The following is a 14,301-nucleotide window of genomic DNA, read 5'->3' as shown; positions in this document are numbered from 1 at the left end:
TGGTTCTCGCCAGGACACATTCCCCCCGCGCATGCAGCGGACAAAAATTAATCGGTTGAATCGCCCGCGCGCCAGTTCTGTAATACATCCACTGCCCGCCCGGACGGGGGCGACGTTTCCTGCAAGAGGTTCGCCATGTCCACCCCCCAAAAACCTTCCCTGGACGCATCCCAGCTTTGGCTGCTGGTCCTCGCCGGCGGCGTCGTCATGGGCCTTGCCCTGGGCGTGCGCCATGTGCAGGGCCTGTTTCTCCTGCCCGTCACGATGGACCGGGGCTGGAGCCGTGAGACCTTCGCCATCGCGTTGGCCGTGCAAAACCTGACGTGGGGCATCGTGCAGCCCTTCACCGGCATGATTGCCGACCGCTATGGCTCGGCCAAGGTGATTGCCGGCGGACTGGTGTTCTACGCGTTGGGCCTTGCCGGCATGGCGCACGCCACGACGCCCGCGGGCTTCATGTGGACGGCGGGCGTGTGCATCGGGATCGCGCTGTCCGGCACGGCGTTCGCGGCCATCTACGGCGCGCTCAGCCGTCTGGTGCCGCCGGAGCGCCGGAGCTGGGCGTTGGGCGTGGCGGGGGCGGTCGGCGGCCTGGGACAGTTCACGATGGTGCCTGCGGCCCAATGGCTGATCGGCGGCTGGGGCTGGGTCGCGGCGTTGCTGGTGTTCGCGGTGGTGTTGATGATCTTGCTGCCGCTGGCGTTTCCGCTGCGCGAGCCCGCGAACAGGGTGCGCGATGCGGCCGCGCCCGATGCGAACCTGTCGCTGACAGATGCCATCCGCGAGGCCTTCACACGCCCCGGTTTCTGGCTGCTGAATCTGGGATTTCTGGCGTGCGGTTTCCAGCTTGCTTTCATCGGCACGCACTTGCCCGCCTACCTGATGGACAAGGGCCTGCGCGCGTCGGACGCGGTGGCGGCGCTGGCCATCATTGCGCTCACCAACGTCATGGGCACGTATGTCTGCGGCATCCTCGGCGCGCATCATCGGCGCAAGTATCTGCTCGCGGGCATCTACCTGGTGCGGACCGCGGCCATTGCACTCTTTGTGCTTGTGCCGCTATCCACATGGTCGGTCTATGCGTTCGCGGCGGTGATGGGGTTTGTGTGGCTGGGCACGGTGCCGCTCACCAACGGCCTCATATCGCAGGTGTTCGGCGTGCGCTACATCACGACGCTCTTTGGCTTCGTGTTCTTTGGCCACCAGGTCGGCTCGTTCCTGGGGGTGTGGCTGGGCGGCGTGGTGTTCGAGGCCACGCGATCCTATGACCTGATCTGGCTGGGCGCGATGGCGCTGGGCGTGCTGTCGGCCGCCTTGCACTGGCCGATCGACGACCGCGAGATCCAGCGCGCGCGGCCAGCGGGCGCGGTGGGATAACCAGCGGGGACGCGGCTACGCCAGCCGGTGCTGCGTGCCCGCGCCCATGGTGATGTGCAGCATGCGGCAAGGCTCCATGACCTTGACCGTGTGCCATGCGCCCTTGGGGATGACGTAGGCGTCGCCTGCCAACATCTTCACCACCTGAATGCCGGTGGGCCATTCCAGGTGCAGCTCGGCCGCGCCGGCCATCAGTCGCACGATCTCGTCGGCGCCGGGGTGCATCTCCCATTGCGGCCAGTCCGCGGCGAACTCGTATTCGGACACCAGCCAGCCGCGCCCGTATTGCTCGAGGTCTACCGGGGATTGGGACCAGAATTCGTCGCCGCCCGTCACGGTGGCGGCGGCGCCGGAGGCGTCCAGGTACACATAGTGCGACGTCAGGTCGATGGCCATGTTGCGCGTCCTCAGGGTGGGGATCAGGGCAGTGTATGTCAGCGAGCGGCGTGTCACATCGTTGCGTTTATCATGTCTGCCATCGGCAACAGGGAGAGCATGCGATGAACAAGGGATTCGAAGGGGTGCGCCCCGCGTCCGAATCGTCCATCGAGATTGGTTTCTTCTTTGACGGCCGGCATTGTGTCGAGCGTATCCGGGTCAAGCCCACCGCCGCCAACCTCAAGCGCGCTGCCGACCGGCGCGTTGCCATTCTGGAGGCCATTGCGCGCGGGGACTTCGACTACGACGCCGAATTCCCCAAACGCGGCGTTAAGCCATCACAGGGTCCCGCATGACGAGCAACACGCAGCTTGAAATCCAAGATCTGTCGCCTGATGCCTTCAACGCCTACGGGTGGATGCTGGGCAAGCCCATGCCGGACGGCAACGGCGTCCCACTGTACACGCACCCGGTCACCGACTTCTGGCACGAACACCAGTTCAACACCGGCGCCGGTGGCGACGCGCAACTGCTGTGGGTCAATTACCGCAGCCAATCCTTCGAGGTCGCCAGCCTGGAAAAACACCTGCTGACGCAGCAGGCGATCGTTCCGCTGACCGGCAGCATCATCCAGATCGTGGCGCGCAGCGCCGCTGACGGCTCGCCTGACCTGTCCACGCTTGCGGCCTTTCATGTGGCGCAGGGCCAGGGCGTGTGCATGCGGCCGGGCTGCTGGCACGCCACCCGCGTGGCGGGCGACGAGGTGACCTGCATGATGCTGACGCGGCGCTCCACCACGGTTGATCTGATCCAGCATCTCACCACTGACGCGAACGCCACCGAAAGCGCCATCACCGCCATTCCGGCGCATCAACTGGAAGTGCCTCAGGATCTGCTGCAGAGCGCCTGAGGCAGGCTCATTCCGCTTCGCTGCATTCGTACCCCAGCCTCGCGAACAGGGGCCATTTGTTGCGGTAGCTGTCGGTCCAGCACATGCCGAAGAAAGCGGCGAACGGTGCGTCGACTCGCAGCGCTGATATCCGCGCTGCCGCGTCGGCATCCTGAGGGCAGAAGGCTTGGCCCGGCGTCGGGTACAGCGCGCCGTCCCAGATAGGCTGGTCGCAATGCTCGCAAAAGTTGGACCATTCGCCAGATCGGGGCGGGTTTTCGCGATAGAACGGCGCAATCGTGCGCAGGGCCTGCGCCACCTCGGGGGCGAGCGCCCGGGTCGACGAGATCATCGCCGGGCCCGGTATCGCCTGCCATTGCGCCGGCCCAAACAGCCAGTCCTGAAACGCCTGCGGATCCAGGCCGGGGCTGTCTGCGTCGTCTTCATCCAGTTCCAGTTCACCCTCGGTGCTTTCATGACCTGGGGGCACGGCCAGCGCCGCCACGCGCGTCAGTTTGCTGCAGGCCGCGCAAGGGTGCTCGGCCTGCAGCACGAAGTACGACGCCGCGCGAATGTTGAAAGCCTCTCCGTCCGGGCCGGTCGTGCTGGGGTCTTGCGCTGCCATGCTGCTGTGTCGTTCCTGTTGCATCGGCAAGGTGCGCCGATTCTTTGATATGCGGGGGAAATATGCCAGAATCCCCCGGAATTCGAGCCTGGCGCATTACACGCCGCCACCACCGGGCGCCTGCGCCATCCCGTCATGCCGGAGCCCTGAATGCGCCACCGCCAGATTAGCACCGCATTTCGCCGCGCCACCTGCCGTCCGTTCATCGGTCTCGTTGCCGCCATCGCATTGGCGGGCGCCATGGCCGGCTGCACCTTCAGATCGCCCGACGCCGCTTCCGGCTCGCAGTGGGTCGGCATTGAAGGCGTCTCGGCGCAACAGGCGCGCAGCATCGCCCGCGAATCGTACCTGTACGGCGCGCCCATGGTCGCCAGTTACCAGGCCATGTATGCGTACAGCATCGACAAGAACGGCGCGCAATACAAAGGCCCGCTGAACACCATCAACCCGATGGGCACTGCAGCCGCTGCGGCGGCTGGGCTGGATCCCGCCTATCTGTATTCGTACGCGGCCCTGGACTTGCGCGCCGAACCCGTCGTCGTCACCGTGCCTCGCGTGGAAAAGCAGCGCGACGCCTCGTTGCAGGTGATGGATCTGTATATGCACCATATCGGCGACCTGGGTTCGCGTGGCCTGGGCGGCGGCGTTTTCCTGGTGGCGGGGCCGTCCTGGAAAGGCAAGACACCCGCGGGCATCACCAAGGTGATCCGCGCCGAGACGGACCTGGCCACGGTGGTCGCCCGCACGCAGCGCTTCAATCCCGCCGACCAGGACAACGCCAAGCGCATCCAGTCTCGCTTCAAGGTCCAGCCCCTGTCGGCGTTCCGCAACCGTTCCGCGCCTGCGGCGCCCGCCAAGATTGAATGGATGGCGCCCGTACCGCGCGCGCAGATGTATTCGTCGCTCGAGTTCTACGACGAGCTCGCCTTCCTGCTGCGGTTCGCGCCCGCGCACAAGTCCGAGACGATGCTGCGCGAGCGCATGGCCAGCCTGGGCCTGCGGCCCGGCGATAACTACGACACCGCGTCGTTGAACCCAGCCTTGCGGCGCGCGCTGCAAGAGGGCATGCACGACGGACAGAACGACATCGACAAGAACCGCGCGGCGCAGGGCGCCAACACCGACGCGCTGTTCGGCGGCAGGGACACACTCAAGAACAACTACCTGACGCGGGCGACTGGCGCGCAGATGGGGCTGTTTGCGTTTGGCGGCATGAGCGCGGCCAAGGCGCCACCGAAGGCGCCACCCAAAGCCCCGACGCGTTAGGCGCGCACCGCATGAAGCGCAACTTCAACATTCACGATCTGCGGATTTTCTATGCCGTGGTCATGACCGGCTCGACGCGGCAGGCGGCGTTGGCCATGCACCTGACGCAGCCGGCGATCAGCCACGCGATCTCACGCCTGGAAAGCGCGACTGGCGTCCAGTTGTTCGATAGATCACACAAGACCCTGCGTCCCACGGAGGCGGGGCAGTATCTCTACAGCGAGGCCAAGTTCGTCCTGGACGAACTGGTGCGCATCGACGAGGCCCTGCACAGCATCGAACAATTCGGCGGGCGCGGCTTGCGCATCGCTTCGTCGCCCGCGTTGGCGCTGGGTTACGCGCCCGACGCCGTGCGCCGCTATCTGGACATCAACGGTACGCGGCCGTTCTCCATCGACGTCGAATCGTCGATGCAGGTCATCAGCGCGGTGGAGACGATGCGCGCTGACTTCGGCCTGGGCGCCGTGGGCCGCGATAGCACGCGGCTGACCTTTACGCCATTCCTGCGCGCGGACGTCATGGCGATCGCGCATCGGGAACACCCGCTGGCCGGACGCAAGACCATTTCGGTGCTGGATATTCCCCAGGATACCTACGTCAAGCCGTTGTGGTCAGACTATGTGGTGGCGCAGGGCGACATCGCCGACTCGCTGCTGCTGCGGTCCGGCATGCAGGCGCACATGTCGCTGCTGCCGGGCACGGTGCGCGCGGTCAGGGGCATCAGCCTGGTGAACGCGCTGTCCGCGTCCGATATCGTGGCGTCGTTTCCGGATCTGGTGGCGGTGCCGCTCGCCTCGCGCCAGTGGTTCGACTTCCTGCTCATCACCCGCGCCGAGTCCCGCAACAACGAGCTGACCGGGCGGCTGATGGATGCCCTGAGGTCCACGGCGCAGGCGCGGCGGCAGGGCGTTTATGCGGAGACGATCGCGCTGCTGTAGCGGCGATCGCCACGCCGTCATTGCGCCGGCGGCTGCCACGGCAGCGATTGCAGATCGCCGTCGATGCTGATTGCCTGGCCGCTGACCATGGCCCCGAACGGACTGGCCAGAAATAACGCCATGTTCGCGATGTCCGCCGCGCGCACAAACTGCCGCAGGCTGACGACCGACAGCTCCAGCCGGGTCTGTTCCTCCACCGACAAGCCCATGTTCTTCGCCCGGACCGCAATCACGCGTTCGATGCGCGGTCCGGCGACCAGTCCCGGCAGCAGCGCATTGACCCGGATGTTCAGCGGCCCCAGCTCCATCGCCAGTGATCTTGTGAGCCCCACCACGCCCCATTTGGTGGCGGCATACGGCGTGCGCATGGGCAGGCCCATCCGGCCCGCCACCGAACTGATGTTGATGATGCTGCCACCGCCCGCCTCGCGCAGCGCCGGCAGCGCATGCCGCACGGTGTGGAATTGCGAGGCCAGATTGATGTCCAGCGTCGCGTCCAGCTCCTGCGCGGTGATGTCGGCAATGCCCACCGTCGGACCCGCGATGCCGGCGTTGTTCACGAGCACGTCAAGCCCGCCCAGATGCGACAGCGCGGTCTGCATGTAGCGGTCGATCTCGGCTCGGCTGCCCACATCTGCGCGCGCGCAGGGATGGCGGCACGCGGCCAAGGCTTGTTCATCCACGTCGCACAGATGCACGCGGGCGCCGCGCTCCGCAAAGGCGTCGGCCAGCGCGGCGCCGATGCCGGACGCACCGGCTGTGACGATGACGCGCTTTCCGGACAGGTCAACTGGCAGGGCGGTGATCGCGGCGGGCGTATGCATAGGGGTTTCCGGTCGGTTCATGGTCAGGGCTTCATCAAGCGGCAGGTCGATTCCGCGGGCGACGTATACACCTGGTCGCCCGGCACCCGCGCCACCAGCTTGTAGTAATCCCACGGCGCCTTCGATTCCGCCGGCGTCTTCACCTGCATCAGGAACATGTCGTGCACCATCAGTCCGTCTGCGCGAATCTTGCCGTCCTTGACGAAGAAGTCATTCACCGGATTGGCCTTCAGCCACTTCATGAGGTGTCGCCGTCGGTGCTCTTGGTGGCTTCCACCGCCTTCAGATAGGTCGTTGCCGCGGAATAGTCGCCGGCTTGCAGCATGGAAGGCTTCTTCTTCATCACGGACTCGAAGCGTGACGCCCATTTGCGCGATGCGTCGTCCTGATCCCAGTACCACGCCGTGGTCAGGTACATGTTCTGCGCCGCTTGCAGGCCCAGCGCATGCACATCGGTGATCAGCACCAGCAGGCCGGCAATCTTCATCTTGGGCGTGAGGCCAAACTCGTTGGCCGCCTTGACCGCATTGCTGGTGTCGCTGGCAGAATTGGCCAGGCCCAGCACCTGCGCGCCCGAGGCCTGCGCCTGCAGAATGAACGACGAGAAATCGGCGGTGTTCAATGGATGCCGCACCCGGCCCTTGGCGTTGCCGCCGTCGTCCTGCACCACCTTCGATGCGTCCCGCTCCAGCGCATGGCCAAACGCATGGTCCACCGTGAGGAAGAACCAGTCCTTGTTGCCTTCCTTCATCATCGCGCGCGCCGTGCCGCGCGCCAGCGACACCGTGTCGTACACGTAGTGCACGGTATAGGGCGTGCATTGCGAGTTCGTCAGCTCGGACGCGCCCGCGCTCACTACGAAGAACGGCGTCTTCTTCTCCTCGGCCACCTTCGCCATCGCCAGCGCTGCCGCAGAATTCGCGCCTGCGATCAGCATGTTCACGCCGCGCTGATCCAGCCATTCCCGGGCGCGTGACGACGCGATATCCGCCCGGTTCTGATGGTCTGCGACCAGCACTTCGACCTTCTTGCCCGCCACGGTACCGCCCAGGTCCGCGATCGCCATCTTGATCGCCTCGGCGCCGCCCGGTCCATCGGCGTCGGCCGACAGCCCCGACATATCCGTGATGAATCCGATTCGGATGACCCCGTCATCGGCCTGGGCCGCGCCCGTCATGCCCAACAGCGCGGCCAAGGCCGCCGCACGCAACGTTTTTTTCATGTCTCGTCTCCCCACTGGATGGATGTGTGTCTTCAGAACGCGACGTTGCCGCGTCCTTTCAATTGCAGCGTCTCGCGTGCATCGTCGGGTGTGGCAACCTGCAAGGACAGGTCTTTCAGAATGCGCCGGATGCGGCGCACCTGGTCTGCGTTGGACTGTGCCAATTCGCCGGGGCCGTCCCACAACGAGTCTTCCAGGCCCAAGCGCACGTTCCCGCCCATCGTGGCCGCCATCGTTGCCAGCGGCGTCTGCTTGCGCCCGGCGGCCAGCACTGACCAGATGTAGTCCTCGCCGAACAATCGGTCCGCCGTGCGCTTCATCATCATCACGTCCTCGGGGTGCGTGCCGATGCCGCCGCGGATGCCGAATACCGACTGGATCAGGAATGGCGGCTTGAGCAGCTTGCGGTCCACGAAATGCGCGGCGGTGTACAGGTGGCCGATGTCGTAGCACTCGATCTCAAAGCGCGTGCCGTTGTCACTGCAAGACGTGAGGATGTGCTCGATGTCCTTGAACGTGTTGCGAAAGATCAGGTCGTTGCTGCCCTCCAGATAAGGACGTTCCCACGCGTGTTTGAACTCCTTGAAGCGCTCCAGCAATTCATACATCCCGAAGTTCATCGACCCCATGTTCAGCGACGCGACTTCGGGCTTGAACTGCAGGGCCGGCGCCATGCGCTCGGCAATGGGCAACACCGGCGAACCGCCCGTCGTGATGTTGACCACCACATCCGACGCCTCCTTGATGCGCGGCAGAAACTGCGCGTACAGCGCCGGATCCTGCGTAGGATGGCCGGTGTCCGGCTGACGCGCGTGCAGATGCACGATGGCCGCACCCGCCTCGGCGGCATCCAGCGCGGACTGCGCGATCTGATCGGGCGTAACGGGCAGATAGGGCGACATCGACGGCGTATGGACCGAACCGGTGATGGCGCAGGTGATGATGACCTTCCTGGACTTTTTCATGGGCCTCTGGCGCGGTGTGATCGCGCTGTGGATTCTTGTGGCCCCGGCTGTCTCCTCCGGGTGTGGGCCATTCTGTCGCAGGCCTTTGGGTCCTGTCACCTGAACAGAAATTATCAATTGATAGGGAATCCGGTGTTGCGGTGCAGCGTGGGGTGGCGCGGCGCCAGGCGAAAAAAAGCCGCCGCCAGGATCGCTCCTGGCGGCGGCTTTCTGAGCCAATTGGCTGCGAGGACTTAGTCCTTGCGGCTGGTCACTTCAACCAGGTGGTAGCCGAACTGGGTCTTCACCGGGCCTTGCACTTCGCCGACCGGGGCGCTGAACACGACGGTGTCGAATTCCTTGACCATCTGGCCCGGGCCGAAGGTGCCCAGGTTGCCACCGTCGCGGCTCGACGGGCAGCTCGAGTTTTCCTTGGCGAGCTGGGCGAAGTCAGCGCCGTTTTCGATGGCGGTCTTGAGTTCGTTGGCCTTCGCTTCGGTGGAAACGAGGATGTGACGGGCGGAGGCTTGTGCCATGAGGGAACTCCTTGCAGACTGATTTGGGGGAGGGGAGAGTAACGCATTCGCGTGAACTCGCTACGTTGGCAATGATAAACGGGGATTGATCCGGCCCCGGATCAGGCTTGGTGTGCGCATGTGACCAGCATCCGCACTTCCCCTAATACCTGCCCATATCCTTATACGATTATCGTATTTTCAACGCGCCCCGCCCGGGACGCGTCCACAGCCGAGGCAACGCGGGCTGGCAATGAGATGCACGTTTTCGGACGAGACTTCCTATGCCTGATTCAGCTTCCCGAGTACTGTTGAAAAGAGAGCCGGTCCCGCCGTTCTCGTCAGAGCCCAATCTGACGGACCGCGTCACCGAGATGCTGCTGGACGAGATTACCAGTGGCGATTACCAAGTCGGCGAGGTCCTGCCCCCAGAGCAGACCATCGCCACCCGGCTTGGCGTGTCGCGCACCGTGCTGCGCGAAGCGGTTTCCCGCCTGAAGGGCGATGGCATCGTACAAAGCAAGCAAGGCCGAGGGCTGACCGTCATGCAGACGGCGCGGCCGTCTGTGTTGCGGATGCAGGCGGCGGACATTGGCGATGCGGATCAGGTGCTGCGCATCGTGGAATTGCGCCGCGGCTTCGAGATCGAAGCAGCCCCTCTGGCGGCGGCTCGGCGGGACGAGGACGATCTGGCCGCGATGCGGCTGGCGCTGCGCAAGATGGCCGATGCGATCGCGTCCGGCGACGTGGCAGTCGGCGTGGATGCCGACATGGAATTCCACCGCTGTGTGGCTCGGGCCACGCGCAATGAACACTATCTGAATTTCTTCGATTTCCTGGCGGTCCTGCTCAAGAAGAACCTGCGCGTGTCGCGCTCGCGGTCGGCCAAGATCGCGGGCCGCGGGGCGCAGGCGCAGAAGGAGCATGAAGCGCTGTTTGCCGCCATCGAGAAGGGCGACGTGGAACTGGCGCGGCAGTACGCGCGCACGCACGTCGACAACACGGAAGCACGTCTGCGTACAGCGGCGGCCACGGCCGAGAAGCCGTAGGCGCCCAATAAGGGCATCCTCCAAGGGGAAGTGGTGATGGGTCAGAAGACGATCGATGAGTTGGTGCGCGCCGAGGAAGGACTGGTCAGCCGGTCCATCTTCGTGGACGAAGAGATCTTTCAGCAGGAGCTGAAGCAGATCTTCTCGCGCGCGTGGCTATTTGTGGGGCACGAAAGCCTGGTGCCCAAGCCGGACGATTACTTCGTGTCGCGCATGGGCACGGAGTCCGTGATCCTGACGCGCGACCGGCAGGGGCAGATCCAGGTCATGCTCAACAGCTGTGCGCATCGCGGCATGAAGCTGTGCCGCTACGACCACGGCAACAACCGGACCTTCACCTGTCCGTACCATGGCTGGAGCTTTTCCACCGACGGCAAGCTGGTGGAACGGCCCGGCGAGCTGGTCGGCGTGCCGGGGCACGCGACGCACTACAAGGGCGAGCTCGACAAGAAGCAGTGGGGTCTGAAGACCGTGGCGCAGGTGGTGAACTACAAGGGCGCCATCTGGGCAACGTGGGATCCGAACGCGCCGCCGTTCCTGGACTACATCGGCAACATGCGCCTGTACCTGGATGCGGCGCTGGATCACCGCAACGGCAGCCCGGGCGGCTCGGAGGTGATCGGCGGCGTGCAGAAGTGGCGCGTGAAATGCAATTGGAAGTTCGCGCCTGAAAACTTCATTGGCGATCTGTACCACGACATCAGCCACCGCTCGGTGGACATCGTGGGCATCGGACCGGGCGGCGGAAAAGGTCGACGCGATGCGTCGGCAACGCGGTCGGCGATCTGTTTTCCGGAACTGGGCCACGGTTTGCTGGGCCGTTTGCCGTTCTACGAAGAAGGCCCCTACGCGCCGCAGTACGGCCGCTATCCGGAGGTGGAAGCCTACTACCGCGAGATCCACGAGCAGCGCGAACGCACGCTGGGTTCGGCGATGCGGGTGCAGACCAGCGTGGGCACCATCTTCCCGAACATGTCGTTCCACGGCCGCCAGCCGCGCACGCTGGCAGTATTTCATCCGATCAGCTCGACCGAGATGGAAATGTGGCGCATGTACCTGGTGGACAAGGATGCGCCGGAGGCGGTCAAGGAGGCGGCTCGCCATTATTTCCTGCGCTACTCCGGCCCGGGCGGCATGACGGAATCGGACGACATGGAGAACTGGACGGGCGCCACCGAGGCCAGCATGGGCGCGATGTCGCGCGAGCTCTTCTTCAACTACCAGATGGGCGTGGGCCACCGGCAGGACGTGCCCGAGATTCCCGGCTGTGCGGTCAACGGCGAATACACCGAGGAGAACGCCCGAATCTACTACCGGCGTTGGGCGCAGTTCATGAACGGCCTGTCCTGGGATCAACTCATGGCAGGCGCGGTGCGCCTTGAGGAGGCGGCATGAACGCACCCATCGAGAACGCGCCGCCCGTGGAGCAGGACGACAGCGTGGACGACATGCTGCTGTGGTGGGAAGCGCACCGCTTCCTGCACTACGAGGCCGATCTGCTGGACCACCGCGAGTTCGACAAGTGGCTCAGCCTGTTGGACGAGGCCATCACCTATCGCATGCCGCTCACGCGCAACGTTCGCCGCGACGCGATGGCGCAGGAATACTCCGGTAAACAGGATGCCGCGTGGTTCGACGAAGGCATCGACACACTGCGCCAGCGCGTCGCGCAGATCAAGACGGGCATTCACTGGGCCGAAGAGCCGGCCTCACGCGTGTCCCATCTGGTGACCAACATCCGCGTGCTGGACGTGACCCCAGACGAAAACGGAGGCGACCTGGTGCGCGTGCGGTCGCGCTTTTTGATCTATCAGAACCGCCTGCAATCCGAAGTGAATCTGTTCGTGGGCAAGCGCGAGGACGTGCTGCGCAGGCGCGACGGGCGCTTCACGATTCTGTCGCGCGAGATCCACCTGGACCAGAACGTTCTCTTATCGAAGGCGCTGACGATCTTCTTCTAGCGCGCCATTGCCGGAGCCGGCCCGTCTGCCGGCATTCGATGGTTTTCCTTCCACTCGGGGCCTGACCGCCGACAGGACGCGCTCGCCCATACCTGGAGTTGCAGCATGCAAAGACGTACTGTACTGAAGGCCATTGCCGGCGCGGCCGCGATGACGGCGACGGGAATTTCATGGGGCGCCGACGCGGCGTATCCCAGCAAGCCGATCCGCCTGATCGTGCCGTATCCGCCGGGCGGCGTCACGGACGTGGCCGGTCGCCTGGCCGGCGAGATCCTCACCCGCACGTTCGGCCAACCGGTGGTGGTGGAAAACCGGCCGGGCGCGAACGGCATGATCGGCAGCCAGCAGGTGGCGTCCGCACCGGCGGACGGCTACACGCTGCTGCTCAACGGCCTGGGCGGCATGGTGTTGCCGATGGCCACGGTGACCGGCCTGCCGCTGGACACGGCGCGCGCCTTCACGCCGATTGCGCAGATGGCCGAATTCATCAACGTGCTGATCGTGCGGGCGGACTCGCCGATCCGCAGCGTCGACGACCTGATCGCCACGGCGCGCAAGCGCAGCAAGGACGGCCTGAACTATGGGTCCAACGGCATCGGCTCGTCGGTGCATCTGACCACTGCGTTTTTCGCGCAGCACACGGGCACCAACCTGCTGCACGTGCCGTACAAGGGCAGCGGCGAGATGCTGGTGGACGTGGTGAACGGCAACCTGGACTTCAGCTTCAGCAACCTGCCGCCGGTGATGGGCCTGATCCGCAAGGGATCGATTCGCCCGATTGCGGTGACCAGCAGCTATCGCAGCAAGCAGCTGCCCGACGTGCCGACGATGGCCGAGCAGGGCGTGGCGGACTTCGACGTGACGAGCTGGCTGGGCGTGTACGGCCCCGCCGGGATGCCGCCCGATATCGTGCAGAAGATCAGCGCCGCCTTGCAGGAAGGTATGGCGCAACCCCAGTCGGTGGAAACCTTGACCGCCGCCGGCTTTGAGCCCAAGCCGAGAGGGGCGGATGCTTTTGCTGAGCTGAACCGGGCCGAGCTGACGCGCTGGAAGCAGGTGGCGACAAAAGCCAGCATTTCCCTGAAATTCGGAGCGTGATCATCATGGAAACCTCATCTGCCCCGCACCGTGTCCACACGGCGATCATCGGCGCGGGGCATGCGGGCGTCGAATGCGCGTGGGCGTTGCGCGCCGCGGGCGTTGAAGGCGATATCGCGCTCTTCGGCGCGGAAACGCATGCGCCTTACGAACGGCCGCCGCTTTCCAAAGCCCTGCTGACCGGCTCGACCAGCGCCGAGCGCATCGCGTTGCGCGCGGGCAGCGCGTACGAGAAGTCGCGAGTGATCGTGGCGGCAGGCGATCCGGTGGCCGCCATCGACACGGCGGCGCACATGTTGCGCACGGCGTCGGGCCGCGTAGTGGCCTATGAACACTGCGTGCTTGCCACCGGCGCCAGCGCGCGTGGCATTGCCGAGGTGGCAGGCGAGCAGGTGTTTGCGGTGCGCGGCCTGGACGACGCGCATCGGCTGCGCGAGGCGCTGCGGCCTGGCGTCCGCCTGCTCGTCGTGGGCGCGGGCTATCTGGGACTGGAGGCTGCGTGTTCAGCGCGCAAGCTGGGCGCCGAGGTATTGGTGCTGGAACAGGGCGGCAACGTGATGGCGGGCAAGGTGTCCGAATCCACTGCCACGCGCATCGGCGACCTGCACCGCGAGGCCGGCATCGAAATCCGCCACGGCGCGGCGGTGCGGCGCTGGGAACGCACGGCGACGGGTTGGCGCGCCCATCTGGCCAGCGGAGAGTCCATCGACGCTGAACTCGTGCTGGTGTCCATCGGCGCGGTTGCCGAGACGGCGCTTGCCGAAGCCGCGGGCCTGATCTGCCTGGACGGCGTGGTCGTGGATGAATGCTGCCGGACCTCGGCGCCCGACGTCTACGCCATTGGCGATTGCGCCAGCGCCTTTCGCGGAGAGTTGCAGCGTTATGCCCGCATCGAAAGCGTGCAGAACGCGCTGGCGCAGGCGCGCACGGCGGCGGCGACCATTGCCGGCAAGGCCCCGCCAGCGGCGCGTCCGCCCACCTTCTGGTCCGAACAGCAGGGCCGCCGCCTGCAGATGGCCGGCCTGATTGATCCGGCCGCGCCTTGCCGTGACGTCCTGCTGCCCACCGCCAAAGGCTGGCTGGTCGAGCGATACCAGCATGGCCGACTGGCCGCGATCGAAGCGGTCGACAGCCCCGTGGAATTCATCAAGGGCGTGCCGCGCATCGGCGCGCCCGAAGCGGTTGCGGCCGCTGTGTAAACGAACCCCTGGAGAC

15 protein-coding genes and 1 pseudogene are annotated in these 14,301 nt (G+C 65.4%); 10 read left to right on the top strand and 6 right to left on the bottom strand.

What is annotated here, in order from left to right:
- The first annotated feature begins 135 nt into the window (after positions 1 to 135).
- Positions 136 to 1,377, top strand: a complete 1,242-nt coding sequence (locus tag B3446_RS10565; protein ID WP_291380764.1) for an MFS transporter — start codon at positions 136 to 138, stop codon at positions 1,375 to 1,377.
- Between the two features lie 15 nt (positions 1,378 to 1,392).
- Here B3446_RS10565 and B3446_RS10560 read toward each other — a convergent pair whose 3' ends face one another.
- Positions 1,393 to 1,773: a cupin domain-containing protein gene (locus tag B3446_RS10560; RefSeq protein ID WP_175137962.1), complete on the bottom strand. Its 381-nt coding sequence runs from the start codon at positions 1,771 to 1,773 to the stop codon at positions 1,393 to 1,395.
- 104 nt (positions 1,774 to 1,877) lie between these two features.
- Here B3446_RS10560 and B3446_RS10555 point away from each other — a divergent pair, with 104 nt between their 5' ends.
- A complete protein-coding gene (locus B3446_RS10555) occupies positions 1,878 to 2,111 on the top strand; it encodes an Arm DNA-binding domain-containing protein (protein ID WP_191578654.1) in 234 nt (77 codons plus the stop codon).
- Complete coding sequence (locus B3446_RS10550) at positions 2,108 to 2,665, top strand: ureidoglycolate lyase (RefSeq protein ID WP_291380761.1); 558 nt, start codon at positions 2,108 to 2,110, stop codon at positions 2,663 to 2,665. The genes B3446_RS10555 and B3446_RS10550 overlap by 4 nt, the downstream gene beginning before the upstream one ends.
- A gap of 7 nt (positions 2,666 to 2,672) precedes the next feature.
- Here B3446_RS10550 and B3446_RS10545 read toward each other — a convergent pair whose 3' ends face one another.
- On the bottom strand, positions 2,673 to 3,269 hold the full coding sequence (locus tag B3446_RS10545; RefSeq protein WP_291380759.1) for a hypothetical protein: 597 nt from the start codon (positions 3,267 to 3,269) through the stop codon (positions 2,673 to 2,675).
- Between the two features lie 150 nt (positions 3,270 to 3,419).
- Between B3446_RS10545 and B3446_RS10540 the strand changes: the two genes are divergently transcribed.
- Together B3446_RS10540 and B3446_RS10535 are read left to right on the top strand one after the other, a co-directional pair.
- Entirely contained in the window at positions 3,420 to 4,535 is a 1,116-nt protein-coding gene (locus B3446_RS10540) for a DUF1254 domain-containing protein (RefSeq protein ID WP_291380757.1), read from the top strand.
- Positions 4,536 to 4,546: 11 nt separating this feature from the next.
- On the top strand, positions 4,547 to 5,473 hold the full coding sequence (locus tag B3446_RS10535; RefSeq protein WP_291380755.1) for a LysR family transcriptional regulator: 927 nt from the start codon (positions 4,547 to 4,549) through the stop codon (positions 5,471 to 5,473).
- A 17-nt stretch (positions 5,474 to 5,490) separates the two neighbouring features.
- Here the strand turns inward: B3446_RS10535 and B3446_RS10530 are convergent, their stop codons facing one another.
- The 4 genes and pseudogenes from B3446_RS10530 to B3446_RS10515 form a co-directional block, all read right to left on the bottom strand.
- Positions 5,491 to 6,297: an SDR family oxidoreductase gene (locus tag B3446_RS10530; RefSeq protein ID WP_291380753.1), complete on the bottom strand. Its 807-nt coding sequence runs from the start codon at positions 6,295 to 6,297 to the stop codon at positions 5,491 to 5,493.
- 23 nt (positions 6,298 to 6,320) lie between these two features.
- Positions 6,321 to 7,519 (bottom strand): annotated as a pseudogene (locus B3446_RS10525) (ABC transporter substrate-binding protein).
- A gap of 32 nt (positions 7,520 to 7,551) precedes the next feature.
- Positions 7,552 to 8,484: a 3-keto-5-aminohexanoate cleavage protein gene (locus tag B3446_RS10520; RefSeq protein ID WP_291380751.1), complete on the bottom strand. Its 933-nt coding sequence runs from the start codon at positions 8,482 to 8,484 to the stop codon at positions 7,552 to 7,554.
- Positions 8,485 to 8,717: 233 nt separating this feature from the next.
- Positions 8,718 to 8,999 carry a peptidylprolyl isomerase gene (locus B3446_RS10515; RefSeq protein WP_006385706.1) on the bottom strand — a complete coding sequence of 94 codons (282 nt, stop codon included), beginning with the start codon at positions 8,997 to 8,999 and terminating at the stop codon, positions 8,718 to 8,720.
- A gap of 290 nt (positions 9,000 to 9,289) precedes the next feature.
- On the opposite strand from B3446_RS10515, the gene B3446_RS10510 reads away from it, so the two are divergent.
- From B3446_RS10510 to B3446_RS10490, 5 genes are all read left to right on the top strand, one after another.
- A complete protein-coding gene (locus B3446_RS10510; protein WP_291380723.1) occupies positions 9,290 to 10,027 on the top strand; it encodes a FadR/GntR family transcriptional regulator in 738 nt (245 codons plus the stop codon).
- Positions 10,028 to 10,063: 36 nt separating this feature from the next.
- Positions 10,064 to 11,422: an aromatic ring-hydroxylating oxygenase subunit alpha gene (locus tag B3446_RS10505; protein ID WP_175137953.1), complete on the top strand. Its 1,359-nt coding sequence runs from the start codon at positions 10,064 to 10,066 to the stop codon at positions 11,420 to 11,422.
- On the top strand, positions 11,419 to 11,988 hold the full coding sequence (locus tag B3446_RS10500) for a 3-phenylpropionate/cinnamic acid dioxygenase subunit beta (protein ID WP_291380720.1): 570 nt from the start codon (positions 11,419 to 11,421) through the stop codon (positions 11,986 to 11,988). The genes B3446_RS10505 and B3446_RS10500 overlap by 4 nt, the downstream gene beginning before the upstream one ends.
- A gap of 105 nt (positions 11,989 to 12,093) precedes the next feature.
- On the top strand, positions 12,094 to 13,086 hold the full coding sequence (locus B3446_RS10495) for a Bug family tripartite tricarboxylate transporter substrate binding protein (RefSeq protein ID WP_291380718.1): 993 nt from the start codon (positions 12,094 to 12,096) through the stop codon (positions 13,084 to 13,086).
- Between the two features lie 5 nt (positions 13,087 to 13,091).
- On the top strand, positions 13,092 to 14,285 hold the full coding sequence (locus B3446_RS10490) for an FAD-dependent oxidoreductase (protein ID WP_291380716.1): 1,194 nt from the start codon (positions 13,092 to 13,094) through the stop codon (positions 14,283 to 14,285).
- The last annotated feature ends 16 nt before the right edge of the window (positions 14,286 to 14,301 follow it).

Source organism: Achromobacter sp. UBA5777 (assembly GCF_002418565.1).
GTDB classification, from domain to species: Bacteria; Pseudomonadota; Gammaproteobacteria; order Burkholderiales; family Burkholderiaceae_B; genus Achromobacter; species Achromobacter animicus.
The sequence above is the reverse complement of the archived record's forward strand: the minus strand, read 5'-3'. Positions and strand labels throughout refer to the sequence as shown.